The sequence below is a fragment of the Chromobacterium sp. ATCC 53434 genome (assembly GCF_002848345.1).
In the GTDB taxonomy this organism is placed as follows: domain Bacteria; phylum Pseudomonadota; class Gammaproteobacteria; order Burkholderiales; family Chromobacteriaceae; genus Chromobacterium.
The window spans coordinates 17,417-44,358 of the sequence record NZ_CP025429.1; the positions used below are offsets into that span (position 1 = coordinate 17,417).

Annotated in this window: 20 protein-coding genes and 3 pseudogenes; 17 read left to right on the forward strand and 6 right to left on the reverse strand. The window is 48.9% G+C overall.

Annotated elements, in window-relative coordinates; genetic code table 11:
• The first annotated feature begins 48 nt into the window (after window positions 1–48).
• The 4 genes and pseudogenes from CXB49_RS00110 (at window position 49) to CXB49_RS24025 (ending at window position 5,326) form a co-directional block, all read left to right on the forward strand.
• Window positions 49–1,086: pseudogene (locus CXB49_RS00110) on the forward strand (IS481 family transposase).
• Between the two features lie 385 nt (window positions 1,087–1,471).
• Window positions 1,472–4,501, forward strand: a complete 3,030-nt coding sequence (locus CXB49_RS23115) for an ATP-binding protein (RefSeq protein WP_158300544.1) — start codon at window positions 1,472–1,474, stop codon at window positions 4,499–4,501.
• 389 nt (window positions 4,502–4,890) lie between these two features.
• Window positions 4,891–5,037: pseudogene (locus CXB49_RS24020) on the forward strand (chlorhexidine efflux transporter); the annotation flags it as partial.
• 100 nt (window positions 5,038–5,137) lie between these two features.
• Window positions 5,138–5,326, forward strand: a complete 189-nt coding sequence (locus CXB49_RS24025; RefSeq protein WP_233492899.1) for a chlorhexidine efflux transporter — start codon at window positions 5,138–5,140, stop codon at window positions 5,324–5,326.
• Between the two features lie 309 nt (window positions 5,327–5,635).
• On the opposite strand, the gene CXB49_RS00135 is transcribed toward CXB49_RS24025, so the two are convergent.
• Together CXB49_RS00135 and CXB49_RS00140 are read right to left on the reverse strand one after the other, a co-directional pair.
• Entirely contained in the window at window positions 5,636–6,673 is a 1,038-nt protein-coding gene (locus tag CXB49_RS00135) for an IS5 family transposase (RefSeq protein WP_101706533.1), read from the reverse strand.
• Between the two features lie 37 nt (window positions 6,674–6,710).
• Window positions 6,711–7,751 (reverse strand): DUF2235 domain-containing protein, encoded by a 1,041-nt coding sequence (locus CXB49_RS00140; protein WP_101706534.1) that lies wholly within the window; start codon window positions 7,749–7,751, stop codon window positions 6,711–6,713.
• Between the two features lie 420 nt (window positions 7,752–8,171).
• Here CXB49_RS00140 and CXB49_RS00145 point away from each other — a divergent pair, with 420 nt between their 5' ends.
• The 4 genes from CXB49_RS00145 (at window position 8,172) to CXB49_RS00160 (ending at window position 12,031) form a co-directional block, all read left to right on the forward strand.
• Window positions 8,172–9,218 carry an IS630 family transposase gene (locus CXB49_RS00145; protein WP_101706528.1) on the forward strand — a complete coding sequence of 349 codons (1,047 nt, stop codon included), beginning with the start codon at window positions 8,172–8,174 and terminating at the stop codon, window positions 9,216–9,218.
• A gap of 489 nt (window positions 9,219–9,707) precedes the next feature.
• Window positions 9,708–10,013 carry a phage holin family protein gene (locus tag CXB49_RS00150; protein ID WP_101706535.1) on the forward strand — a complete coding sequence of 102 codons (306 nt, stop codon included), beginning with the start codon at window positions 9,708–9,710 and terminating at the stop codon, window positions 10,011–10,013.
• A gap of 930 nt (window positions 10,014–10,943) precedes the next feature.
• The gene (locus CXB49_RS00155) at window positions 10,944–11,522 is read left to right on the forward strand and encodes a hypothetical protein (protein ID WP_199406744.1); all 579 of its coding nucleotides are present in this window, start codon (window positions 10,944–10,946) and stop codon (window positions 11,520–11,522) included.
• Window positions 11,519–12,031: a hypothetical protein gene (locus tag CXB49_RS00160; RefSeq protein ID WP_101710542.1), complete on the forward strand. Its 513-nt coding sequence runs from the start codon at window positions 11,519–11,521 to the stop codon at window positions 12,029–12,031. Before CXB49_RS00155 ends, CXB49_RS00160 begins: the two co-directional genes overlap by 4 nt.
• Before the next feature lie 137 nt (window positions 12,032–12,168).
• Here the strand turns inward: CXB49_RS00160 and CXB49_RS00165 are convergent, their stop codons facing one another.
• Complete coding sequence (locus CXB49_RS00165) at window positions 12,169–12,951, reverse strand: ABC transporter substrate-binding protein (protein ID WP_101706536.1); 783 nt, start codon at window positions 12,949–12,951, stop codon at window positions 12,169–12,171.
• Window positions 12,952–13,061: 110 nt separating this feature from the next.
• Here CXB49_RS00165 and CXB49_RS00170 point away from each other — a divergent pair, with 110 nt between their 5' ends.
• Window positions 13,062–14,108 carry an IS630 family transposase gene (locus CXB49_RS00170; RefSeq protein ID WP_101706528.1) on the forward strand — a complete coding sequence of 349 codons (1,047 nt, stop codon included), beginning with the start codon at window positions 13,062–13,064 and terminating at the stop codon, window positions 14,106–14,108.
• Window positions 14,109–14,316: 208 nt separating this feature from the next.
• The gene (locus CXB49_RS00175) at window positions 14,317–15,543 is read left to right on the forward strand and encodes an IS256 family transposase (RefSeq protein ID WP_101706537.1); all 1,227 of its coding nucleotides are present in this window, start codon (window positions 14,317–14,319) and stop codon (window positions 15,541–15,543) included.
• Between the two features lie 56 nt (window positions 15,544–15,599).
• Here CXB49_RS00175 and CXB49_RS00180 read toward each other — a convergent pair.
• Window positions 15,600–16,639, reverse strand: a pseudogene (locus CXB49_RS00180) (IS481 family transposase).
• 327 nt (window positions 16,640–16,966) lie between these two features.
• Between CXB49_RS00180 and CXB49_RS23120 the strand changes: the two are divergent.
• Window positions 16,967–18,052, forward strand: coding sequence for a hypothetical protein (locus CXB49_RS23120; RefSeq protein WP_158300545.1), 1,086 nt, complete (start codon window positions 16,967–16,969; stop codon window positions 18,050–18,052).
• A 189-nt stretch (window positions 18,053–18,241) separates the two neighbouring features.
• Here the strand turns inward: CXB49_RS23120 and CXB49_RS00185 are convergent, their stop codons facing one another.
• Entirely contained in the window at window positions 18,242–19,468 is a 1,227-nt protein-coding gene (locus tag CXB49_RS00185; RefSeq protein ID WP_101706537.1) for an IS256 family transposase, read from the reverse strand.
• Between the two features lie 240 nt (window positions 19,469–19,708).
• On the opposite strand from CXB49_RS00185, the gene CXB49_RS23125 reads away from it, so the two are divergent.
• A complete protein-coding gene (locus tag CXB49_RS23125; RefSeq protein WP_158300546.1) occupies window positions 19,709–20,116 on the forward strand; it encodes a hypothetical protein in 408 nt (135 codons plus the stop codon).
• Between the two features lie 241 nt (window positions 20,117–20,357).
• Here CXB49_RS23125 and CXB49_RS00190 read toward each other — a convergent pair whose 3' ends face one another.
• Window positions 20,358–20,540, reverse strand: coding sequence for a transposase family protein (locus CXB49_RS00190; protein WP_101706538.1), 183 nt, complete (start codon window positions 20,538–20,540; stop codon window positions 20,358–20,360).
• A 568-nt stretch (window positions 20,541–21,108) separates the two neighbouring features.
• On the opposite strand from CXB49_RS00190, the gene CXB49_RS23130 reads away from it, so the two are divergent.
• From CXB49_RS23130 to CXB49_RS23140, 5 genes are all read left to right on the forward strand, one after another.
• Entirely contained in the window at window positions 21,109–22,335 is a 1,227-nt protein-coding gene (locus CXB49_RS23130) for a hypothetical protein (protein WP_158300548.1), read from the forward strand.
• A 24-nt stretch (window positions 22,336–22,359) separates the two neighbouring features.
• Window positions 22,360–22,740, forward strand: coding sequence for a DUF6508 domain-containing protein (locus CXB49_RS00195; RefSeq protein ID WP_101706539.1), 381 nt, complete (start codon window positions 22,360–22,362; stop codon window positions 22,738–22,740).
• Window positions 22,741–22,820: 80 nt separating this feature from the next.
• Window positions 22,821–24,242 (forward strand): hypothetical protein, encoded by a 1,422-nt coding sequence (locus tag CXB49_RS23135; protein WP_158300549.1) that lies wholly within the window; start codon window positions 22,821–22,823, stop codon window positions 24,240–24,242.
• A 176-nt stretch (window positions 24,243–24,418) separates the two neighbouring features.
• Window positions 24,419–25,465, forward strand: coding sequence for an IS630 family transposase (locus CXB49_RS00205; protein ID WP_101706528.1), 1,047 nt, complete (start codon window positions 24,419–24,421; stop codon window positions 25,463–25,465).
• Between the two features lie 463 nt (window positions 25,466–25,928).
• Window positions 25,929–26,834 (forward strand): hypothetical protein, encoded by a 906-nt coding sequence (locus tag CXB49_RS23140; RefSeq protein ID WP_158300550.1) that lies wholly within the window; start codon window positions 25,929–25,931, stop codon window positions 26,832–26,834.
• The last annotated feature ends 108 nt before the right edge of the window (window positions 26,835–26,942 follow it).

The following is a 26,942-nucleotide window of genomic DNA, read 5'->3' on the forward strand; positions in this document are numbered from 1 at the left end:
GAGGTGCGAATCTTCATCAAGACAGCGCGCAAGTGCAGGAGTAACCCCATGGCAAGTCTCAACCAGAACATCATCAAGCACAAGATCGGCCTATTGAATCTGGCCGCCGAGCTAGGCAGCGTGTCCAAGGCCTGCAAGATGATGGGCATGTCCCTCGACACCTTTTACCGCTACCAGAATGCGGTCGCAGAAGGTGGCGTCGACGCGCTTTTCGATGCCAATCGGCGCAAGCCCAACCACAAGAACCGCATAGACGAGACCATCGAAGCCGCCGTCGTCGCCTATGCGACCGAGCAGCCCGCGCATGGACAGGTGCGTCAGCAACGAACTGCGGCAGCGCTGCGTGTTTGTTTCGCCATCCGGCGTCCGCTCCGTCTGGCTGCGGCACGACCTGGCGTCGTTCAAGCAACGGCTGCTGGCCTTGGAGCGGGTGATTGCCGAGCAGTCCATTACGTTGACCGACGCGCAGATCGCAGCGCTGGAACGCAAGCAGGAAGACGATGTCGCGCACGGTGAGATCGAAACGGCCCATCCGGGCTATCTGGGATCGCAGGACACCTTTATGTCGGCACGATCAAAGGCGTCGGGCGAATCTACCAACAGACCTTCGTCGACACCTACAGCAAAATGGCCTTTGCCAAGCTATACACCACCAAGACGCCGATTACCGGAGCGGATCTGCTCAATGACCGAGTCCTGCCGTTCTTTGCTGAGCATGAGATGGGCGTACTGCGCATTCTGACCGATCGCGGCACGGAGTATTGCGGCAAGCCGGAAGGCCATGATTATCAGCTTTACTTGGCGGTGAACGACATCGAACACACCAAGACCAAGGCCCGGCATCCGCAAACGAACGGCATCTGCGAGTGCTTCCACAAAACGATCCTGCAGGAGTTTTACCAGGTGGCGTTTCGCAGGAAGCTGTACCTGTCACTCGACGAGCTGCAGGCGGACCTGGATGCCTGGCTTATCCACTACAATCAAGAGCGAACCCATCAAGGCAAGATGTGCTGCGGCCGAACACCGCTGCAGACCTTTATCGGTGGCAAACCGGAATGGAGGGAAAAGGTCGATAAGCTGAATTGATCTGACAATCGGGCGCCGTCAAAACGGGAGACTGTCAGATCAAGTCTGAACTTCTACAATTTATGTAACAGAACCCTTTCTGTTTGACAATTGAGAATTATCTATTTCGAGCGAAATGCTTTGCACTATCCAATATACCAAGAATGCTTTTCGCTAAGAGTCGATCAAGAACTTTTAATGTAAAAGATAAAGTGCGATTGTAAACCGATTATAGAAAACCAATCGCAAAATGTGCTCTGACACAAGGTTACATAAAATGGCTAGCAGAATCCTTACTAACAGCAATGAACCACCATTTTGGTAATAGTGAAGATTTTAAATTAATCTCTTCTGAATAATAAGATAATTAACCTATTAAGTTTTAATGATTTCAGTGAGCTTAGGTATGAAATTAATAAAAGAGATTATATTAATTTTCTATATTTTCACGGTGGTAAATTTCTCTTATGCCGCACGTATCGAATCGGCTGCATGTCATAAAGCTATGGTCGGTGTTTTAAGAAATTGCAATCGCCCATTTTGTGTTATGGAGAATGATGGAATTCCTGCCGGATTAGATGTGGACATGTTAAATGAAGTATTAATTGGAAGTGATTTGCCAATTCTATTTCGAACCTACCCAACATTAAAGCTCATGCGGCATGCTTTTGCATCAGGTGATATCAACATTATCCCTCACGTAGCCTTCCATATCGAAAAATTCAATGCATGGTTCTCATCTCCTTATACATATCAACGAGTTGTATTGGTTTCAAAAGAGAAAAAAAAGGAACTTATCGAACAAATTCAGGATGGACATGAAATAGGCGTATCGGGATCTCCATTTTTATTAGATTATTTTTCCAAGACTTTTCCAAAAGCCAAAATAAGGTATTATGGTAGTGTCTTGCAGGGTGCTCAGGCCGTTGTGTCTGGAAAGTTAGCAATATTAGTATCTCTTGAAAGCATGATCCAAAGTACTGGTGCTGAATTGCCATCAGTGAGTGGTGAGCTTTATATCCGCCCTATGCTTATTTCTGGCTTTTCAGCTGAGAGATATTCTATACCAATTCGTTTCGCAGTTTCATCAAATTGTAAATTACTGCAGAATACAATACAGCATGGACTAGATGTAATCTCTACTGATAGGCTGGCCCAAATACAATCAAGGTGGTTAATTCAGAGAAAAGGGCCGCCTGAGAAATTCCTATCTAGCATTGATAAGCGTTGGTTTGAAAAACATGGCTTCATTCGTGTAGGCTTGATGAACGAGTCATTTCCCTATGATAGAGTTGATACACAAGGACGCTGGGTTGGTGTGGCGGCCACTTTGTTAATTCCATTTTTTAGAAATTTTAATATCCCATACAAAATTATTTTGCTACCAAAAAATATAGACGTAGTTCAAGCTATGAACGCTTCAAATTTGGATATCGTTGTAGCAACTCCCTATTCTCCAAAGCTGTTTGATAAGGCAATTATAAGCATTCCCTATGATACGGTTGCTTGGGGTTTGGTTCGGTCTACAAAGAGAAATAAGTCAGGAGTAATTTCGGGCCAACTGATGCACTTTCCAGCCGTTGACTATCATGGATTTCATCTGCCGAAAATAATATTAAAAACAGAAACGACAGAACAAAGTCTTCAGGCTTTGTCAACTGGGAAAGCAGATATGGCAGCAGTTAGCATTGAGGCCGCATCAAAATTCTTGCTATCCAATCATGCTGGAAATTTATATCTAGATGAGAGTGTGGTTTGGAATGAAAAACTGGTTCTAGCTATTCCATTTCGTGCAAAAATTTTGGCAAAAAATTTAAATTACTACATGTCTGCCCAATCGACAGATTTTTTGGATTACTTACATAAATATCAACACGTAATAAATATCAAAAATGGGTATGATATTAAAGATGTCGCATTATATATTTCCGTACCTAGTGTTATTTTTGTTGTTATCATTCTGGCATTAATATGGGTTAATTACAGAGTGACAGGATTTCGTAATGAAGCTAAAAAAGAAGCGGTGCAGGCAATGCATCATTTTACACTGGCAGATTTAGAAAGCAAAAATAAGACCGATTTTCTTGCAGCTATTGGCCATGAGGTTAGAACTCCCATGACCGGGGTGTTGGGGACGTTGAGTTTGCTAAGGCATTCTACATTGACCTCTGAACAAAAGCGGCAGTTGGATATTGCTACGCATTCCACTGAATTATTGCAAGGAAAGTTAAATGAGTTGCTAGATTTTTCAAAATTGGAATCAAATTCGGTTGTTCTGAAGTCAGAGTTAATCAATCTTGCCGCTGTCGTTGATAATTCGGTGGCGCTATTTCAAGCTGAAGCCAAGAAAAAGCAATTGGCACTGTTTTCGTTATGGGATCCTGGGGTTAGTTATTATTGTTATGGCGATGAAGCGTGCATTATGCAAATAACTTCTAACTTAGTTAGTAATGCTATAAAATTTACTATGACTGGTGAGATTGTGGTTAGAACAATAGTTGCTTCCAAAAATAATTTCAGGATAGTAGTTACTGATACAGGAGCGGGGATGACGGAGGCTTTTCAGAGTAAGTTATTTACTTTTTATAGCCGAGAAAATCCAGAGAAAGGGGGCGTTGGATTGGGACTTGCCATTACAAGAAAGTTAGCAAGAAAGATGGGGGGGGATATTGAGGTTTACAGTAAGCTAAACAAGGGATCAATGTTTGATGTGGCGCTACCGCTCGGCCCTTTGAAAGGGCATGAAAAATTCACAGAGCAAGCATCGATATTGTTACATGATTTTCGGGTTTTTGTCCATATTCGTCATGAAATTTTAAGGGAATACGTTGAAAAATGGCTTTTCCATTGCAATGCTAAAATTGTCACGGTGCCACCGGCTGACATCTCTATCAGTGATGTGTCGGATATTGTGATATTGGGCATAAAAACATCACTAATTCCTCGGTCTGATTTTAGTTGCGCCCGATTAATGGAGGCATTGGCAATCAGTATAGGTAAGCTAGAAAATTCAATAATACCTCCTCATTTGACTAAGTTTCTGAACATTGGGAGAGGGAGAAAAGTATTACTTGTTGATGATGATGCTATTTGTAGAAAAATAATTCAGGAGCAAGTAATGTTGTTAGGATTTGTTGTGCGCGCCGAAGAAAGTGGCTATGCGGCACTTACCGCATGGAGAGAAGAGATCTTTGATCTAACTTTAATGGATTTGAAACTTGGAGACATACATGGCTATCAGTTGGCACGTAAAATAAGAGCTACCGATAACTGGATTAATTACCCATGCTGTTTCTGCATATTATCTGCCTACTCAGAGAATAAAGAACGTGAACGTTATATTGAAGAGGGGTTTGCAGGGTTCATACAAAAGCCCTGCACCGTGGAGCAGTTGGCTGATTTATTACCATCCTACATGTTGCATGCTGGACGATAATCTGAGTAAATGCGCTGGAAATTTATCCTGGTTTCGCGGAGGCTCCCTCACTTGAGAGAATGGAGCTATGAGCTGATGCGTATAACGGGCGTACCCCCTTGGCTGGCGTAACGCCTGAAGCCATAGCCGAGTCGTTTGCGTCCCAATGGCAGCGTATCGAGGGGCTGGAGCAACGTGGGGCTGCCAATTTTTGGAAGGCCGCACTTTGAGATGCGCTGCCCAAGATGGCTTGCCGTTCGACGCGTCGGGTGTGGTTGGCGTGGATGAGGCCACCGCTAGGCGTGGTGAATTCTTGTCAATCTATCGGTAATATCGATGGATATTAATTTATAACTGGGTTAAATTCCGATCATAATGTGCGTGTTTGAATATCACTGTGTAGGATGATCATGAACGAAGCACATCATAAAAGCATATGGGAACGAATCGGCCACGCCGTATTGTTCGAATCGTGTGCACTGCTGCTATTGGTAGGCTTGGGCACGTGGGTGACCGATTTGGGGGTCGAGCACATGGGTGCGCTGGCGCTGATGATGGCGACAGTGGCCATGCTGTGGAATATGGTTTTCAACGCTCTGTTTGAACGTGCGGAGCGGGCGTTCGGCTGGCGGCGCGGCAGCGGGCTGCGTTGTCTGCATGCTCGAGGGCGGCCTGATCATTGCGCTGGTGCCGCTGGCCGCGTGGTGGCTGGAGATCGGCTATTTGCAGGCATTCTGGGTGGATTTGGCTTTCTTCGCCTTCTTCCTGCCGTATACCTATGCATTCAACTGGCTCTACGACCATATGAGGGCCTGCTATGGGCGCAAGTGGGTGGCTTGGGCGTAAAAGCAGGTGGCCTGGGGCGAGCCGACTGTTGAAGTCGAATGCGTCTCTCCACAACACTGGGGCGTGGCTGGGTGGCTAGCGAGATTTTTCGACCAGTTTGCGCGCCAGAGTCCGTAGCTGGTCCAGTGGACTGCCCCGGCTCCTGTAGGCAATTCTGCCCTATGATTTGGAACGTCCCGGATTATAGGGCATCTCGAATAACCCAAGCTTTTCAGCAAGCCTAACAACAGCATGACGCTTGCGGCCATATTCGGATCGTTTTCTGCAACGGATCACCGCTCAACGCAGCGATTCAGCCCATTTCGGGCGTCAGAAGGCCACGATTCCGGCTTTCCGGAGGAACACCAAGCGCTTTAGGTTGTAACAGGTCGCCATCATCGTCAGCGCAAAGTTCGCGCGCGGTTGGCCAATTGTGCGGACCAACTTGCCTCCCATCTGATCAATCATGGCGAACACGTGTTCGACACGGGCACGAACCTTGGCGATGCGGTGGTTGCGCTGCTGCTGGCACTCGGACAGCGGCTTGTTGGCGTGCCCCTTTCGCTGAATCCGATTCCGAAATCTGTCTTGGGCAAGCTGCGCTCCACGGGCCTCGGACGGATAGCCTCGGTCGGCGTAAACATCCCGGCTTGTATTGCTGGTATCGAAGACGTTGTCGAAATGCTGGCTGTCATGCGTACTGGCCGTATCAGTTTTGAACTTGCGGATCAGCTTGTATTTGTTGTCGACGTTCACCGACAGTTTGTAGCCAAAGTAGGATTTGCCGTGCTTTTTGGTCCAGCTGGCATCCTGGTCCTTCTGGCGCCGCTTCGCGGGTTTCCAATCGGCCGGCGTTGCGCCCTGATCGAGCAGCATCTTCTCGTCGCTGCTGTTGTGCTGCTTCGGCGCTGGCACCAACGTCGCGTCGATGATTTGGCCGCCGCGCGCGATATAGCCTTGCTTGAGCAATTGTGCTGACACGCCATCGAACAGTGCACGGGCCCCGGTTTCGCCGATCCGATTCTCGAAGGTCCAAATCGTGGTGCGGTCAGGGATGTTGACCGCCTGGCCCAGCCCACAGAAACGCTGATAACTCATCCGGTCGAGCAGTTGATACTCCATTTGTTCATCGGACAGGTTGTACAGCCGCTTGAGGACCAGAATCCGCACCATCGTTTCGGTCGGAAACGGCGGGCGGCCGCCCTGCTGGCTGACTGGCCGAGGCGCGACCCGATCGACCTCGGCCGCCAAGGCGGCAAAGTTGATGTGCTTCTCGATCTCGACCAGAGGGTCGCCCAGGTGGTCGATCTTCTGCCGGTGGTGGTCGGCGGCGAACAGGTCTTTCTTGATGGCGTTGCGTGGTTTCATCGGGCTCAAGCTCGGCAAGAGTCTGGACGGTATAATTTTACCAGCTGAGGGCACCCCGGGGTTTTTCGAGGTGCCCATAAGAGTGGAAAATATTGAGAAGCTTATCTTTATTTTCAGGCGTAAACTCCTGCAGGATATTCCTATCCATTTCTTTAAGTGATTTCAATCCAACACCGGCTTTTATCGCTTCTAAGTACATTTTTCGCAATGGTATCTTAGTTAATTTCAGATTCCTACCTTGTTCATTTGGATAATATCCACCACCTACGTCAGAATGCACGCCAGGGTAAACGACTTCTTCACTATTTTCCGGGTATCGATTTTTATACTCAATTGAATCTAATGGAAACGCACGTCTAACTTCATGCGCTGATACAATGTGAACACACCGTTTCACTTCAGATGGGACTCTGATTTCACTTGCCCAATTCTTATGCAATGCTGGCCCACCGACTGATGCAACCGTATCAAAAATACCAAGGAATCCAATCTCAAGCGGAACCGGCACTCCGTAAAAGTCTAATTTATAGACTAGCTGCCCTTTTTTATTTATATCAGATTTTTCTTTTATAATTCTATTGACAAAAGCTCTTGACAAGGTCGCTCCTCGTGAAAATCCAATAACATTCACCCTTACAATTTCAATGTTCAACATGGTATTGGAGTATTTTTCCCCAAGTGTCTTTTCTATGTAGAGCATCGCATCTTTTAAGCGCATTTCGCCGCCTTTTCCAAAACCTGCTCCCATTGTCCCTCCCTTGTCTGCGCCAACTTCTGGGTTGTCTTTTGGTATATATTCAGTTCCCAATCCTGCTATATACCTGGGGAAAAATTCTTTTTCATGATCATTGTATGCCGCCAAAAATAATCTAGCCACATTGGATTTGTTATTTGGCGACACATCGTTATTGTTCATAGTGCCATCAAAGAATAAGGTAAATTTAGGGAAGAATTTTGGTGGCGTTATCTCTTGCAGAGCATTACCAAATTCACCCGATACTCTTGCCATTTTTGCAGTGGCATGGGCTTTGTCTAGCTCTGCATCACCAGTGTATTCTCCTGCTTGCCTTAACGTCATCTGTCACCCTTTTAAGAAATCGTAATCGCTAGAATACTTCAGTGCTACATAATCTATTCTGAACCACCTTTATTTTGTGGAAGCTATTTTTCTTGAGTCTGGCCGCTATCGCAGCTTGGTTGAGCTTTGTTGCATAAGCCAGTTAAGCCCGCTTCCACTAACCCGAGTAGAGGCTTATCCCATTCGTATCATCTGCGGTACGCCCAACTCAATAAAACGATTCAGGATCGATGTGCTAAATTCAAGTTCTGCCACTTGCCGGTAAAGTTCCGAGACATGACGAACTTTTGAATTGATCCAATTCTATGAACGGCTGGTAGTTTGATTTTCAAATCATCTCGGGTGTTATCTATGCATGCACGTTGGTCTCCTCAATATTAATCCGGCAGTAATAATCCGTACAGATTGTATACTTCCGGCATGGAAAAAATCGATGTGCGCAAGCTTGAACTGGCCGCCCGTGAGCAGCTGAGGCGTACCGCTATCCGGATGTACAAGCGAGGCCGGTCTCAAGCCAGTATTGCCGAAGAACTCGGGCTGCGCCGCCCCACCATTTCCGCCTGGGTGGTGCGTGAGGCAGCACTAGGTGCGCAGGGATTCAAAGAACAGAAGCGCGGTCGCGCCGAAGGCACCGGCCGTCGGCTGACCGAGGCGCAGGAAGCCCGGATCAAGCAGGACATCGTGGATCGCACGCCAGACCAGATGAAGCTGAGGTTTGCCCTGTGGAGTGCTCAGGCGGTCAAGGCTGTAATCAAGCAGATGTTTCTGATCGATCTGCCGATCCGTACTGTCCGTCTGTACTTGGCCCGCTGGGGCTTTACGCCGCAGCGCCCGCTCAAACGCGCTTATGAGCAGCGACCGGCAGCAGTCGAGAAATGGCTCAAGGAGGAATACCCGGCTATCGTCGCGCGTGCCAAAGCGGAAATGGCTGAAATCAGCTGGGGCGACGAATCGGCGGTGTCGAGTGTTGAGCACTTTCCGCGTGGCTACGCCCCAAAAGGCCAAACCCCAGTTCTGGTGTTATCCCAATCGAAAAGAGCGCGCATCAACTTGATTTCGGCCATTACCAACCAAGGCAAGATGCGCTTCATGCTGTACCGGGAGACCTTGACGGCCCGGGTGCTGATCAAGTTTCTGATGCGGCTGATCCGTGATGCTGGCGGCAAGAAGGTGTTCTTGATCCTCGACAACTTGCGCGTGCATCACAGCAAGCTGGTGCAAGCATGGTTGGAGGAGGAAGAGAACAAGAAGGCGATTGAGTTGTTCTTCCTGCCCAGCTACTCACCGGAACTGAACCCGGATGAATACTTGAACGGCGACCTGAAGGCCAGAATGAGCGCAGGTGAGCCGGTTCGATCAGACGGTCAACTTCAAGGGAAAGTGCTGTCCCATTTACGCTCATTGCAGAAGCAGCCGGCCAGAATCCGGTCGTACTTCCGGCATGAAAAAATCCGCTACGCGGCATGAGCTTTCTGTACGGTATTTGACTGCCGGATTAATAGTATCAAACAGAGCTGCGTAGCTCCTTCCAAGGTTCATTAGAGATGGAAAGATGCTCAGACTGTGACCGACATATCCCAGGATTGTCAACATGCGTAAAGCCTCGTGATCTGACAGCGGCCATCAAAGTGGAGGGCTGTCAAATCGGGGCTTCCACACATTATTAATCCGGCAACAATTTACCGTACAGAAACACTATTGTAGATCAATAAGTTAGGCAAAGATTCGGTACGAAATTTAGCTGCCGGAGTCATAGCAAGGGCGATTTCATCGGGCGCTTTTTAAGAATTATCTGATAATCTTAAAATATTGTTTGCTCGACGACAGTTATTATTAGCATTCACATCTCTGTATGCGTTGCGGAAGCTTCAGGCAATAAAAATTTAGAAGTGAAAATTCGCGCCACTATATGTGCATATACCGTAATTATTGCTGTTCGAGGTCAATGGAGGATTAATGCTTGTTTTAAAACCTAGCGGTACGCAAATTCTTACTTGGGTGTTAATCGGTGGTTTTTCAGCATGGGGCGGTATTGTCCGATATATCATAGATGTTCAAGAAAAACAGCGAAGCTGGAATCTGTTCGATATTTTGAGTCAGGTAATTATATCTGGATTTACTGGCCTTCTCGGTGGATTACTTGGCTTTGAGAATGCTAAAAGCTATTACTTCACGCTGGCCATCGCAGGTTTATGCGGCACTATGGGTAATACGGCGCTAAATTACATTCGCAAAAGATTTTTATCTAACCCTATTAGGTGAATTAGGTTAAGAACCGCTAACAAAACCTCAGGCTATAGTTTTTAATTTTCTGAATTTATCACGTACGCCATTGTGCTAGATCAGTGACTTACTGATGATAGTCGGAGGTTTTGTTAGCTACCCTAGGTAAAGATGGTGCTGACGACACCAAAGGCTACCATGAAGCGATTATCAAGTGACAAGCATTCCTACTCAGAAAAATGCCAGGTGGTGTAAGGAAAATCGGCTGAATGTTGGAGTCCGTAACGAGGTTATACATACCAGGCACTATCTGGGTTACGCGATTTGAAGGCAATGCAGTGGTTACTATCGCCGCAGTCGAATAGAAATCAAGATATACGGCTTTAAGTTGCTTGGTGAGCGAGTGATGGTAAAAACTTCGTCCGTCAAGCCTCAGAATCCTAAGTACGGGCAGTAATCTTGAACTGCTTCACGCATCTCGGGGCGCTGAAGATGGTACGTCTGCCATAAATTCATCTGGAAAAAGAGGTTTTGTATTCTAAAACCAACTTATGCAACAAAGCCATCTGGCAGCAAAAAAATAGATGAATGATATGAAGATCTACATAAATGATGCACCCCGCCAGCTTTTGAATACCCAGTGCGCGGAACACGATACGCTGGTTGCTAAGGGAGGAATTTCTGAGCCAGTCTGCTGCTTGGCTGATGGCCTCATCATATGAGGTGGTCTAGTTATATGCTATATGAATATGAGCAACGAAATTATGAAAACTATCATGACAAATACTAACCGGTGATCAGTTAATTTGTCATTAGCCGACTTGGCAGTCAGCAACAATTTGGCAAATCGTGCTGAATTGACTGTCTAATTCATTCAGACTAGCTTGGAAGCGGCTATTTTGTCACAAATCCCTGCTAATCCTTAAATTCAGGCACATTAAATTTTGAAAATTATCCGATAGGCAAGACATGGAAACAACCAGCAACATGAACGACCAAACGTATCGCATTTCAGCTACTCAATTGCCGAGAAAAATACGGATTTACCTGCTAGTACTTGTGTCGACGGCAGCATTGAATGGATGTAGTTCCGTTTATTCAGAAAGTGCCACAACCGGCGCTGGCATTGTAGGTGCAGCGCTCGCAGCCAAGGTTACCCGTAATGCTGCCGTTGCAACCGGTATCGGCCTGGGCGTAGTCGCAGCGACGAAGGCAGGAGTGCAATATTCTGAGCGCGTTGCCCATACCTATGCCCAAGATAGCATCGCTAATGTTGCTGGACCACTTAGAGTGGGGACCATTGCACATTGGAGCGTCGTGCATTCCGTACCCATCGAAGATGATGAACATGGTCGTGTCACCGTCAGTCGTTTGATCAGTGACGGGGCATTGGATTGCAAAGAAATTGTCTTCTCGATCGATCAAGATGCGAAAAGGGATGCCGCTACCAGCAGTGCCTTCTATGTCGCCGCGATTTGCCACGATGGCACTACCTGGAAATGGGCCTCCGCAGAACCGGCTACCGAACGGTGGGGGGCACTGCAATGAAAGAAAGGTGGCAGCGGATACTGATCTGCAGCGCATTGTATCTCAGCATGGCGGCCGTGTTAGGAGGGTGTTCATCTATGGGGGCTGTCGGTGGTGCAACAGCGGGTCTTGCTACCGGCCTGATAACCAGCAATCCGGCGATCGGTATTGGTGTGGGAATTGCCGTGCAGGCTACAACGGATGAAGCGATCAACCGATACATGCGTAGTATGCACAATGACCAGCAGAATCTGATTGCTACGGTGGCTGGTGGGTTGCCAGTAGGTGAAATACGGCCATGGCGCATCAAGCATACTTTTCCCATTGAAAACAATCATGGTCGGGTGAGGGTCACGCGTACCTTCACTACTGCGTTGGTCACCTGCAAAGACTTGTTGTTCTCGGTCGCCGTGGACGACACACCAAATGCATATGAAGACTGGTATGCCACCAGTGCTTGTCGTCAGGGTTCAATTTGGAAATGGGCATCGGCCGAACCAGCGGTGGCACGGTGGGGTAATTTGCACTAAGTTCCTGTTCAAAGTGGCGCTGTTGCATGCCGTAGAAGTTTCAATTTGGTCTGACAGTCTTCCATTTTGACGGAGGGTGTGCGATTTTTTGTGTAACCGGAGTTGGGTTTACGCCTGGAAAATGCGTCCAGCAAATATCATTGCTCAACCAATGGCGTATTTGCACTGCCCTCTTGAATGTGATAAATTTTTTTGTATTTGGTTACAATTTGATTATAAGTTCCATTTTTTATTATTTCCCCCAGCCCAGAGTTGAATTTATCCAACAATTCCTTTGAATTTGGGTATTGTTTCGAAACCATTAAGAACATTTCTCCGTTAATAAGGGGCTTCTCCAATGTGGCAAAGTCGTCTTGCATGATTTTTGGAAACTCATGTTTAATTATCCACCAGCCCCTTTCAGTGCTTGCAGGAACCAAATCTGCTCTATCCACGGATAACATTCTAAAGGCATTCACATCACTATTGCCAAGTTCAATATTTAGGCCTTTCTTTTTAAAAATAGGCACATACCAATAACCGATCGTTCCCATCATGCTATAGGGTTTTAAGCTTTCCCAGTTATAATTTAAAGGTGGAGATTTGATATGGGATTTTTTGTAAAAAAACCTCCCGGTCCAAGGTGCAATAGAATCAGAGAAGTAAAATAACTCCCTTCGCTCTGCATTTTTTTGATATGGATAAACGGCAAAAGCTTTTCCAGTCTGGACGAGAAGTTCCGCTCTCGGAAATGGAAGGTATTTTATATTAATTGATATATTTTGCACATCGCAAACAGCCTTGACAATTTCTGTTGCAACGCCGCCACTTTGCATTGCTTCAGACGAGAAGGGGGGGAATTCTCCCGTCACAATTGAAACTTCCTCTGCATACGAGAGTGTTGGAAGAAATAAATATACAATAAATTTAATTAAGTCCATGATTCAAAACCTTACCAAAACACAATCATATAAAAATAGCGGCTTTAATATTAAAATGTTATAGATATTAATCCGGCAGTAATAATCCGTACAGATTGTATACTTCCGGCATGGAAAAAATCGATGTGCGCAAGCTTGAACTGGCCGCCCGTGAGCAGCTGAGGCGTACCGCTATCCGGATGTACAAGCGAGGCCGGTCTCAAGCCAGTATTGCCGAAGAACTCGGGCTGCGCCGCCCCACCATTTCCGCCTGGGTGGTGCGTGAGGCAGCACTAGGTGCGCAGGGATTCAAAGAACAGAAGCGCGGTCGCGCCGAAGGCACCGGCCGTCGGCTGACCGAGGCGCAGGAAGCCCGGATCAAGCAGGACATCGTGGATCGCACGCCAGACCAGATGAAGCTGAGGTTTGCCCTGTGGAGTGCTCAGGCGGTCAAGGCTGTAATCAAGCAGATGTTTCTGATCGATCTGCCGATCCGTACTGTCCGTCTGTACTTGGCCCGCTGGGGCTTTACGCCGCAGCGCCCGCTCAAACGCGCTTATGAGCAGCGACCGGCAGCAGTCGAGAAATGGCTCAAGGAGGAATACCCGGCTATCGTCGCGCGTGCCAAAGCGGAAATGGCTGAAATCAGCTGGGGCGACGAATCGGCGGTGTCGAGTGTTGAGCACTTTCCGCGTGGCTACGCCCCAAAAGGCCAAACCCCAGTTCTGGTGTTATCCCAATCGAAAAGAGCGCGCATCAACTTGATTTCGGCCATTACCAACCAAGGCAAGATGCGCTTCATGCTGTACCGGGAGACCTTGACGGCCCGGGTGCTGATCAAGTTTCTGATGCGGCTGATCCGTGATGCTGGCGGCAAGAAGGTGTTCTTGATCCTCGACAACTTGCGCGTGCATCACAGCAAGCTGGTGCAAGCATGGTTGGAGGAGGAAGAGAACAAGAAGGCGATTGAGTTGTTCTTCCTGCCCAGCTACTCACCGGAACTGAACCCGGATGAATACTTGAACGGCGACCTGAAGGCCAGAATGAGCGCAGGTGAGCCGGTTCGATCAGACGGTCAACTTCAAGGGAAAGTGCTGTCCCATTTACGCTCATTGCAGAAGCAGCCGGCCAGAATCCGGTCGTACTTCCGGCATGAAAAAATCCGCTACGCGGCATGAGCTTTCTGTACGGTATTTGACTGCCGGATTAATAAGAAAAATACGCTTGTCAAGCGATCATAAAATCACTTCCATGCAATCTATTCCCGACTGGATTGTATTGGGCTGGATCAAATCTGCCTGCGGCATAAACTAGTGATGGGGGCGTGTACTGAATTTTGTGTAAACGGACATTTGGCAGGAAACTGCCACCTAGTCTGGAGACACAATGAGCTCGAAGAAACACGACGTACCTGACACACTACTGGACAGCTTGCTGGCCAATTACCAGAAGCCCGAAGACCTCATCGGCGAGAACGGCTTGCTCAAACAGCTCACCAAGCTGCTGGTCGAGAAAGCACTGGATGCCGAGATGGCCGCACACCTTGGCCATAGCAAACACGAGCCGGTGCTCAATCCCTCCGGTAACACCCGGAATGGCAAGAGCCGAAAGACCCTCAAGGGCGAGTTCGGTGAATTGCCTATCGAGGTACCACGCGACCGCCAGGGTACCTTTGAGCCGCAACTCATTCCCAAGCACCAGACCCGCTGGACCGGATTCGACGACAAAGTCATCTCGCTTTACGCCCGGGGGATGACTGTTCGGGAAATTCAGGCCCATCTGGAAGAAATGTATGGCACAGAGGTCTCACCCAGCCTGATCTCCTCCATCACGGATTCCGTCACCGAAGAGGTCAAAGCTTGGCAGGCTCGCCCTCTCGATTCGGTTTATCCAATCATCTACCTCGACTGCATCCACGTGAAGGTACGTGAGGGGGCTGTACGCGTAAAAGCCGTCTATCTCGCCATCGGCGTTACCCTGGCTGGAGAGAAGGAGGTGCTGGGGATGTGGCTGGCGCAGACGGAGGGAGCCAAGTTCTGGCTTCAGGTCGTGACCGAACTGCGTAACCGGGGCGTACAGGACATCTTTATCGCCTGCGTCGATGGCCTGAAGGGCTTCCCGGAGGCTATCGAGGCGGTCTTCCCGAAAGCAGCCGTGCAGTTGTGCATCGTACACATGGTGCGACACAGCCTGAACTACGTGTCGTGGAAGCGGCGTGCTGAAGTAGCCGCCGACCTGAAACGAATCTACCAATCGGCCACCCTCGACGAAGCTGAGCAGCGGCTAGGTGAGTTTGAGGCCAAGTGGGATGATGAGTATTTGCCGATTGGTCAGTCCTGGCGGCGCAACTGGGCTCGGTTAACGCCATTCTTCGACTACCCGCCGGAGATCAGGAAAGTGATCTACACCACCAATGCCATCGAGTCGGTGAATATGAGTCTGCGAAAGCTGACCAAGAATCGGGGCTCGTTCCCGAGTGATGAGGCGTTGCTGAAACTGTTCTATCTGGCGCTGAGGAACATCAGTCAGAAGTGGACCATGCCGATTCGGGATTGGAAGGCAGCGCTGACTCGCTTTACCATTCAGTTCGAGGAACGCATTCCACAGGCGTAACCCAAACCCCGTTTACACAAAAATTCGGACAGGCTTGACGGCGCCCGATTGTCAGATCAATTCAGCTTGTCGACCTTTTCCCTCCATTCCGATTTGCCTTCGATAAAGGTCTGCAACGGCGTACGGCCGCAGCACATCTTTCCCTGGTGGGTTCGTTCTTGATTGTAGTGGATCAGCCAGGCATCCAGATCCGCCTGTAACTCGTCGAGCGTCAGGTAAAGCTTCTTGCGGAACGCCACCTGGTAAAACTCCTGCAGGATCGTTTTGTGGAAGCGCTCGCAGATGCCGTTCGTTTGCGGATGCCGGGCCTTGGTCTTGGTGTGTTCGATGTCGTTCACCGCCAAGTAAAGCTGATAATCATGGCCTTCCGGCTTGCCGCAATACTCCGTGCCGCGATCGGTCAGAATGCGCAGTACGCCCATCTCATGCTCAGCAAAGAACGGCAGGACTCGGTCATTGAGCAGATCCGCTCCGGTAATCGGCGTCTTGGTGGTGTATAGCTTGGCAAAGGCCATTTTGCTGTAGGTGTCGACGAAGGTCTGTTGGTAGATTCGCCCGACGCCTTTGATCGTGCCGACATAAAGGTGTCCTGCGATCCCAGATAGCCCGGATGGGCCGTTTCGATCTCACCGTGCGCGACATCGTCTTCCTGCTTGCGTTCCAGCGCTGCGATCTGCGCGTCGGTCAACGTAATGGACTGCTCGGCAATCACCCGCTCCAAGGCCAGCAGCCGTTGCTTGAACGACGCCAGGTCGTGCCGCAGCCAGACGGAGCGGACGCCGGATGGCGAGACAAACACGCCGCGCTGGCGCAGTTCGTTGCTGACGCGAACCTGACCATGCGCGGGCTGCTCGGTCGCATAGGCGACAACGGCGGCTTCGATGGTTTCGTCTATGCGGTTCTTGTGGTTGGGCTTGCGCCGATTGGCATCGAAAAGCGCATCGATACCTCCTTCTGCGACGGCATTCTGGTAGCGGTAAAAGGTGTCGCGGGACATGCCCATCATCTTGCAGGCCTTGGACACGTTGCCCAGCTCGGCGGCCAGATTCAGTAGGCCGATCTTGTGCTTGATGATGTTCTGGTTGAGACTAGCCATGGGGTTACTCCTGCGCTTGCGCGCTGTCTTGATGAAGATTCGCACCTCTATCAAAACGGGTAACCCCACCTCTCGGCAAGGCCTGACTGTCAGATCAAGTCTGAACTTTTACATCTCATATCATGTCGACTGCGCCACCCTGCGGTATCGACAATATAATCTCAGCTCGCCAGCGTCGTCTTGTCGAACATCTTGCATCTGCCGGACTTGATAGGCTAGGGTCAATATGGGGTTGTAAGCGGGAAGTCGCCAAAATTTTGTCTCTGAGGGCCCTGGGAATGGGGTCACTGCTTGAATGTTCAGTTTATTCATGAGATGAGGTGATAAATGAAAAGTAAGTGTATAAAAATGCTCTGTGGCTTCGCATTGTGTTTTGTCGCTGGCGGAACAGTAGCGGAAGACAGCCTTAAGCCTGAACAGTATCCGGTGGAGTGTCAGCCATCCAGAGGCACTGTGCCGTCCTGGCTAAACAGGCTGATACAACAGGGACATGTTTCCGCCAGCAGTTATGTCAATCAGTTCTGGTACAAAGACTGGCTAAGCACAACGCTCAGCACCTGCACGGATCTGAGCGAGATAGACGGGCGACGCTTTAACGACGGAAAACTGAATACAACCAATATTTACTGGCGAACCGACAGCAGGCCACAGTTCCGTGGCGGCAGTGCCGGTAAGGGCAGAGACGTTAGCGATATCTTTGTTGAGGGAATTTATCCCTGGAAGTATGATGGGGAGCTACTGGCATTCAGTGGCATCAGCAATCATAATTCTGGACTCGTTAATACAGGATATAATGCATATTATATTTTTGGTAAAGGTTATGGTGTTGCCGGAGGAGGCGTTGGTTTTATCATTGATGCTCCAGGTGGTATCAATCAGGGTCTGATAATTTTTGACCCTGCAAATAAAACCGTAAACAACGGAAGCCTCCATCACCTACCAGATACCACGGCTCCACAAGATATTCAAAAAAAGGGCCACGACACGATTGTCTTCCCTGGAGGGGTTCGGGCAGAATATATAAAAGGGGCCTTTAAACAGAATGCTACGACCCACAATCTTGAGTATTTTTCTAACCCGCATTACCGTTATCCTGCTCCTCTGTCGAATGAATTTGATCTGGTCATGTCTGACCCAATGAGCGGCGATGAAAAATACGATAAAGGGAGCATTGAAATATCGAGTCGCAATATAACCACGTCTGCTGCCCCTCAGGGGAAGGCTGCTGGGGGGGTAGCCTATCGTTACATGAAAGGGGAGTCTGTAACGGTCAGTATCAAAGAAGGTCGCCCTGACTATTGCTGGTATGTCAACATGAAAAAGAGAAGCACGCCAACGACAGCCCCTCTGGTCCTGACCATGGAGGACCAGACTCTGCCGGTAGCCGTTGTATACAGGGATAAATGCCAGTAATTAGAGTGGCTAACAAAAATCTTGATGCTGCGCTGGCCGACTTGCCTCAGACGTAAAACTGAATTTTGTTAGATGGTATGGACGCCTCCTGTAGTGGTCAACCATTCCCGGACAGTTTGTTAAGTTGCGCTTCCCGGACTGCCGGCGGCAAACAAGCCTGTCCGAATTTTTGTGTAAACGGGGTTTGGGTTACGCCTGTGGAATGCGTTCCTCGAACTGAATGGTAAAGCGAGTCAGCGCTGCCTTCCAATCCCGAATCGGCATGGTCCACTTCTGACTGATGTTCCTCAGCGCCAGATAGAACAGTTTCAGCAACGCCTCATCACTCGGGAACGAGCCCCGATTCTTGGTCAGCTTTCGCAGACTCATATTCACCGACTCGATGGCATTGGTGGTGTAGATCACTTTCCTGATCTCCGGCGGGTAGTCGAAGAATGGCGTTAACCGAGCCCAGTTGCGCCGCCAGGACTGACCAATCGGCAAATACTCATCATCCCACTTGGCCTCAAACTCACCTAGCCGCTGCTCAGCTTCGTCGAGGGTGGCCGATTGGTAGATTCGTTTCAGGTCGGCGGCTACTTCAGCACGCCGCTTCCACGACACGTAGTTCAGGCTGTGTCGCACCATGTGTACGATGCACAACTGCACGGCTGCTTTCGGGAAGACCGCCTCGATAGCCTCCGGGAAGCCCTTCAGGCCATCGACGCAGGCGATAAAGATGTCCTGTACGCCCCGGTTACGCAGTTCGGTCACGACCTGAAGCCAGAACTTGGCTCCCTCCGTCTGCGCCAGCCACATCCCCAGCACCTCCTTCTCTCCAGCCAGGGTAACGCCGATGGCGAGATAGACGGCTTTTACGCGTACAGCCCCCTCACGTACCTTCACGTGGATGCAGTCGAGGTAGATGATTGGATAAACCGAATCGAGAGGGCGAGCCTGCCAAGCTTTGACCTCTTCGGTGACGGAATCCGTGATGGAGGAGATCAGGCTGGGTGAGACCTCTGTGCCATACATTTCTTCCAGATGGGCCTGAATTTCCCGAACAGTCATCCCCCGGGCGTAAAGCGAGATGACTTTGTCGTCGAATCCGGTCCAGCGGGTCTGGTGCTTGGGAATGAGTTGCGGCTCAAAGGTACCCTGGCGGTCGCGTGGTACCTCGATAGGCAATTCACCGAACTCGCCCTTGAGGGTCTTTCGGCTCTTGCCATTCCGGGTGTTACCGGAGGGATTGAGCACCGGCTCGTGTTTGCTATGGCCAAGGTGTGCGGCCATCTCGGCATCCAGTGCTTTCTCGACCAGCAGCTTGGTGAGCTGTTTGAGCAAGCCGTTCTCGCCGATGAGGTCTTCGGGCTTCTGGTAATTGGCCAGCAAGCTGTCCAGTAGTGTGTCAGGTACGTCGTGTTTCTTCGAGCTCATTGTGTCTCCAGACTAGGTGGCAGTTTCCTGCCAAATGTCCGTTTACACAAAATTCAGTACACGCCCGTCTCAAGGTGAAATGGACGGCCCGGGCGCATTACTTTGTATTTTACCATCATCACATAAATTCAAGCGGCATAATCCCCACTAAGTTTCGGAATTTTCTGAAAAAAAATGCACGCCAATTTGTTCTTATGAACACATGTAAGATGTCGACTTTATCAACAAGAATTTATTTTAATGACTGAGCAAGAATTTGAGAAATCTCTTCGCCTGACTGCAGATAGAATATATGCATCCATTCAGATCGGAAGAATGAAAAATTACTTATCTGAAATCAGTAATTTAATAACAAAATACGCTGTAAAATTTGATGTGTACACTGTTGGAATTTCTCAATTAGAGCATGAGGTTTCACTATATCCGATAAAAGAGGAAATGTTAGAAACCCAATGTCGGGCCGAAGAAATATCGATCCTGACAACACTTGTTAGATCTTTGAGGGAAATAGATATACTATCGGCATTGATTGGAAGAAGTGAATTAGCATACGCAGCTGAATTAATAAAATTTGCCTGCCAAGATAAAGATCTTATTATAATTAGAGAGGGGATAAAAAATTTAATTCTCTTGATGGAAAAATTGTGAAATAGAAATACCTCATGGATTATCGCCATCTCTTGATAGCAGCATGTTCAGGCATTCAGCGTCAAGAATACAAATAGGCTGAAGTCCACCGGATCAACATATAACATATCGCCAGAACCGAGGCGGCTTTTATGATATGAAGCCGAACAGACAAGCGTTACGCGTATGTGGTACTTGGTCGGATCTTCTATCCGATCACGTTCCTAACAGGCTGTTGAAATACTGGTGTCTCGAGCACTGATCAGCGACGATGCTGACAAACACCGGGATGGAAGTCCAGTAGCCGAAATACGCGGTTGACTGTGTCATGGAAGGGGATGCCATGCTTAAGCGGCAGAAAGCGCCGTAACCAAGCGTCCTTGACATCAGCCCACTCGGCAACCTCCACGAAGCTCTCCGCGGCGCATACGGCAATGACCAGAATCTCGGGTCATGGATGGGCAATGTAGCACCCGGTTCGAGGTTCTGGCATGTCGGCCAAGTGTTCCCATCCTATCCCGGAAAAGCTTGAGCGTTCAACTCAAATCGGGACAATTGGCAAGCTTGTCTGGCTATGACATAAAGGTGCGATTACCCTGGCTTCAAAGGCCATGCACACAGCACGCTCGCGTACTCCAGGAGAATAACTTGATGGCTTTGCTTCATGATTTCGTCCTCTCAAGAGTTGGCGCCTCCATCAAACCCGGGGCAGTTGACTCCAATATTTATGCCAATGAGCTGCAATGTTTGTTGAATAAATTCACTTAGGGAGATGGTAACCTCATCTTGTTATGGGGGTATGCAACAACGATCTTGGATATTTATCGATCGAATACTATTCTGTGTAGTGCAGCACGTTTTGCCTGAAAATTTAGACAAGCTTGTATGCATATTTAAACGCTGGCGACGAAATATAGAAGCTATCCCTACACAGTCCGTAATTAAAGTCTGAGTAGTAGCCCATATTTTGATCGAATATTTATAGGCGTACCAATTTTGATTGGAAAATCATCATGCCTGTAGAAAAACTCGCTCAAGCATCAATTGATCATGCTGGCACAGACTATCGCCTTGTTGAATTATTCCAAGGAGATGTAACCATGCTCCCTGCGACGGATGCAGTGGAATTTCTAGCCGTGTTTATCGAGCCAGGAAAATATGAGTCATCAGCCAACGAGGTAGTAGGCCGTTTGGCAGAGAAAGGGGTTAATCTGCAAGCCCTTTCACAAAAACACGCAATTGATCTTAGACCAACTTACCCATGTTGGATCTCCGAGGAAGTAGACTCGGTCGATTCCATCCATTTTCGCCGCCTACTTGTTTTCGAGATTGAAGCTCCTGCACTACATATTGCTTCCGAATGCTGGAAAGTGTTCCGTGCGCTTCAGGCGGTAACTAAAGGGAAGAAAACTTCAATCGCAATCCAGGCAGGTGGAGCTGGCCAGGCTGTGGCAGAACAGTCTCGGTTACTACGGATGCTATTCTTCGCCGCTACGCGCTATGGCAGCGTGGTGACCTGGCCATTGGAGTCCGTCAAACTCTTTGTGCATCCATCTGAGGCCTGGCCGCAAACTAGTATCGTCACGGAATTTAAAAACCTGACGGCTGCCTACAATAAACCACCGATCACACTTCCTATTGAAAAGTCTCCTACCAATTGGAAGGAGGATGAGGGGGAACGTACGCGCGCACGTGATTTTTTGGCAAAGGGAGGAAATAACGGATCCACTGAAAACCACACGCCTCGGCAAATTGAACTGTTAAAAGCATGGACAGCCAATACTATCTTTAAAGCTATTAGTCAGACATTGTATGCTAACAATATCGATGACCCTGGATTTATCTATCTTCAAGCAACAATAGAAGGCATCAGTTCCGCTTTAGCTAATTTACCTAATTATACGAATGATGATCCAACTTTGCGCGGTGCTAATCTGCGTGATTCTGATTTTATACAATATAAATTAGGTGCAAATTTGTCACACCTGGCCTTTACAAGTGCCTCAATTGACCATCCTTTTCCAGCACAGGCACTTTTAAAAATCACTAGTGAATCTGGCAAAAGGATCGAGGATTTTTCCATGTATCCCGACGAAGGTGAGGTATTGTTTGATCGAGGCATGACCGATATTGTCACATGTGTAGATGGGTGCTCTCCCAGTACTGGTAATGCCACGATTCCGCCTGGTCAATACAAGTATGTTTTCGAAACGAAACAGTATGAAAAATTTCCTATCTGAATCATTAAATTGAGGATTTCAGCCATGGTAAATTTGAACGAAATAAACAAGGAAGATCTGGGTTACATTTTGGGATGGGCCTCCCCCAAACCCAGTTTAGCCCCTCGTCTTGGTACGACTACGGCGACAACCGATATATCCGATATGCAACTGCTTCAGGCAATGGATACGAGACAGTTCTTCATCCAATTTGACTGGAGGACTGAATTTTCCGATGGAGCAGATCCGCGATTAAGCGATATCAACCTTATAGACAACGCCGATCTGATTTTGTTGCGAAAAATCATGACGGCCCATGTCCGCATGGATCGTTTCATCGGAAATCATCTGGAGCATCTGATGCTTTCGGGGTATTGGGCACGCTGCATGGGAAGACTACAACAGCTTCATGATGCTATGTCATAGGGCTGTTTGGATTTGTAGCTTTTTACTATTACGTACTAATCTCGCCAACTTTTTCACTGCATCGCGGGAGATTGTTTATCATGGCGCCTTTACATTTTTACCGGACATTACAAGGACTCCTGGTTACTGCTGCGCTGTCTGCCAGCATGCCGTTGTTTGCCGCAGATACCCTGCCGGAGTCCTGCCAACCAGGGCCAGATAAGGTTCCCCCTTGGATTGCGAGCCTGCCAGAAGCGATGGCTAAACCGGTTTATCTTGACCAGCCTTGGTATCAGGACTGGCTCACGACCACACTTAGCCTGTGTACGAACCTGACCCAACTTCCGCTGGACAACCGTCCCCAAATGCAGATTATCTGGCGTGGTCATTCGGAAGATGAGCAGGGGCCGCTGTTCAATGGTGCCGGGAACCATCACTATGAAATCCAAGATGTCTTTCAACACGGAATTTCCGTTATCGATCCGGTCGGATCGCTGAAATTACGGCCTGGGGTCGGCAGCGACACCAATAGTGCTCTTAAGAGTACTTCGTATTCTCGAGATGTGGCTGCCAGCTTCGCGATAAGTAGCAACAATCTGAAACATTACATCTACGTTTTGAATCCTCCCGGAGGTATCGCTGTCGACCAATCACTGGGGTGGCCGGAATCTCAGAGTGAATTCGAAATTGCCTTTCCCGGCGGCATCCAGTCCCGCTGGATCAAGGGTGTTTTTGAAGTTGCTAGGCAAGAACAGGGGAATCCACATGAAGAGGGAGGTTATTATCGCCTGTTTGCAAAACCCATACATTACACGCCCAACCCGCACTATGAACATGCGGGGGTAGCGCCTGGTACGGACGAAGTGGATGTGATCGTGTCTCGCAGCAACCCGCATCTCCGGATTCAAATGGCACCAGCCGGGATGCTGGTAGATACTCACACTTGGCGACTGCCGGTCAAGGACACGCTCAATACGGCATCGTATTCTGTGCAGACCTTGGACCATTCCCCAATATACTGGACCGGTTTTCAAGCAGGGGGAGCGTCAGGGCAAATGTATGATAATTTCCCCGCCCGAGCGAGCTGCGCGGTATTTGGTCCGCAACTGCAGGTGGACCGAACTTTGGCTATCAATGCAGATGCCGCTAAATCGAACATGGTTTCACGCCTGGACGGGTTATGTTCCTATATTAATGATCCACTTGCGATTCAGGTTCAGCATGTCGAGGCACATGTGATTTACGATCTGGCTCACCCCGGCCAGGTGATTTCAGGTATCCAGATGAAATGGCAGTTACCCCCAGCGGGTCTAGCTCCACACATCAAGGGATACCGGATTTATGGTGTAAAATCGGACCGTACTCTGGACTTGCTGCACACGGTCAACAATCCCGAGGTAACCAGCGCTACCTTCCTACCAGCTGACGTATCCCAGTATTTTGGGCAGTACCTGTTGGTGGCCAGTGAACTCGATACTCAGCCGGCATCGGAAAGTGATCTGGTAGTCGCTGTATTGAAATAAAAAATGGTCATGTCTAGCTTCGAAATAAATTCGAATATGTCAAGTCTGAATAAGCCATCTACCGGGGGTGAATGCTGCTTTTCATGGATGCGAGTGACTCAATAGCCCAACGCATCGTACCGTATCTCCACTATTAATCCGGCAGTAATAATCCGTACAGATTGTATACTTCCGGCATGGAAAAAATCGATGTGCGCAAGCTTGAACTGGCCGCCCGTGAGCAGCTGAGGCGTACCGCTATCCGGATGTACAAGCGAGGCCGGTCTCAAGCCAGTATTGCCGAAGAACTCGGGCTGCGCCGCCCCACCATTTCCGCCTGGGTGGTGCGTGAGGCAGCACTAGGTGCGCAGGGATTCAAAGAACAGAAGCGCGGTCGCGCCGAAGGCACCGGCCGTCGGCTGACCGAGGCGCAGGAAGCCCGGATCAAGCAGGACATCGTGGATCGCACGCCAGACCAGATGAAGCTGAGGTTTGCCCTGTGGAGTGCTCAGGCGGTCAAGGCTGTAATCAAGCAGATGTTTCTGATCGATCTGCCGATCCGTACTGTCCGTCTGTACTTGGCCCGCTGGGGCTTTACGCCGCAGCGCCCGCTCAAACGCGCTTATGAGCAGCGACCGGCAGCAGTCGAGAAATGGCTCAAGGAGGAATACCCGGCTATCGTCGCGCGTGCCAAAGCGGAAATGGCTGAAATCAGCTGGGGCGACGAATCGGCGGTGTCGAGTGTTGAGCACTTTCCGCGTGGCTACGCCCCAAAAGGCCAAACCCCAGTTCTGGTGTTATCCCAATCGAAAAGAGCGCGCATCAACTTGATTTCGGCCATTACCAACCAAGGCAAGATGCGCTTCATGCTGTACCGGGAGACCTTGACGGCCCGGGTGCTGATCAAGTTTCTGATGCGGCTGATCCGTGATGCTGGCGGCAAGAAGGTGTTCTTGATCCTCGACAACTTGCGCGTGCATCACAGCAAGCTGGTGCAAGCATGGTTGGAGGAGGAAGAGAACAAGAAGGCGATTGAGTTGTTCTTCCTGCCCAGCTACTCACCGGAACTGAACCCGGATGAATACTTGAACGGCGACCTGAAGGCCAGAATGAGCGCAGGTGAGCCGGTTCGATCAGACGGTCAACTTCAAGGGAAAGTGCTGTCCCATTTACGCTCATTGCAGAAGCAGCCGGCCAGAATCCGGTCGTACTTCCGGCATGAAAAAATCCGCTACGCGGCATGAGCTTTCTGTACGGTATTTGACTGCCGGATTAATAGGATGACCGGACTCTCCGGTCATCCATCGCTTCAATCATAAGGCAGGAATGCCTACAGGAGCCGGGTCAGTCCAACCTGATCCATCTCGGCCAGGAAGATTTCGCGGCGGGTGCGTTTCTTCTTGGCGGCGAGTTCGAGATCGGAGAAGGTCATTTGCTGTCACATGATGGCGTCCTGGGTCAGGCTAACATGGGATTATGTTTACGGGAGGGCCGGGGACTTGTTCAGATCTTTCCTAGCTCATCATCAATGAGCTTCCAATCGAAGGTATGTGTCCGTTGACGGATTGTGGCCTGCGTAAAATATTATGGAAGGGAAGATGCGCGCGCTGGTTTTCCAAAGAGTGGGAAAAGCCACCCTTGCTATTTGGGTATGGTTTGCTATGCTCAACAATTAAGATTATGCATTTCAGATTTCGGAGGCTAATTATGACCACTTTGATACAGGCACTTTTGCTCGCGGGAATATTTTCAACAGCTATTGTCAGTGCTTACGCACAAACAGTCAATGAGATTGGCAATTCTGTCGTAATGGATCTGTATGCTCGTTACAATTGGATCACTGAGCATTGCGGCACGGATAAATTGCAACCTGCCTTTTATTGCAGTGGAATCATTATTCGAACGACAGGAACAGGTGATTATGATCACTGGGACCCCAGTCCTCATTCTATAACGAGTGGTGGCGTATCATTTTCCTATATTCGGGCAGATGTGTTAGGCGGCGTATATGGTGTATCAGATGTACATGGATTCCTGCTGGATGCGCCAGAAAAAATGGCAGCTGGTAAATTAAAACCAACTGTACTGTGTTACTTTCCACGAGATGCGTCAAGCAGTCATAGGTCTGGGGAAGGTGGGTGTGGTGAGGAGAATGGTGATCTCTACAGCCGACCATGCGACACACTTGGCATTCACTCCGCAGCGGAATGGTATCAAAATATGGTAGACCACAAAACCATGTGTGGATTCAATCTGAAAGATCCCAAAATAGCTACTGAGGTATTTCACCAAGGCATACTGACTTCTAAATATATTGAAGCCAGCGTTATAAAAAATTCGAAAGGATTTACAGGGTGGAATGAATTAATTTTGAAAGCATGGACACCGGGCGCTCCGGGGAAATTGCCGATTCAGGCCTTCTTCTACGCGCCGTGGAAAGGAGATGAGCGACTTGCTTACGCAGGGAGAAAAACCGCCATGCTGGACCAAAAGAAATATTTCGAAAAAACAGGAGTGTTTGTCCCCGTCATTGAGATTACGGTTCCCCGTTCGGTCAATGAGGGCTCGTTCAAATTTTCTTATCACCTAGACGATCAGACCATTCAACCATGACTTTATGATAATCTATATCTGTCCAGTCCTGGACGATTGCTGACGCGCGTTTTGAATAATCCAGGTCTTTGTTTTTACCAGCTCTTCATCGCCTGAATTGACGTTTGG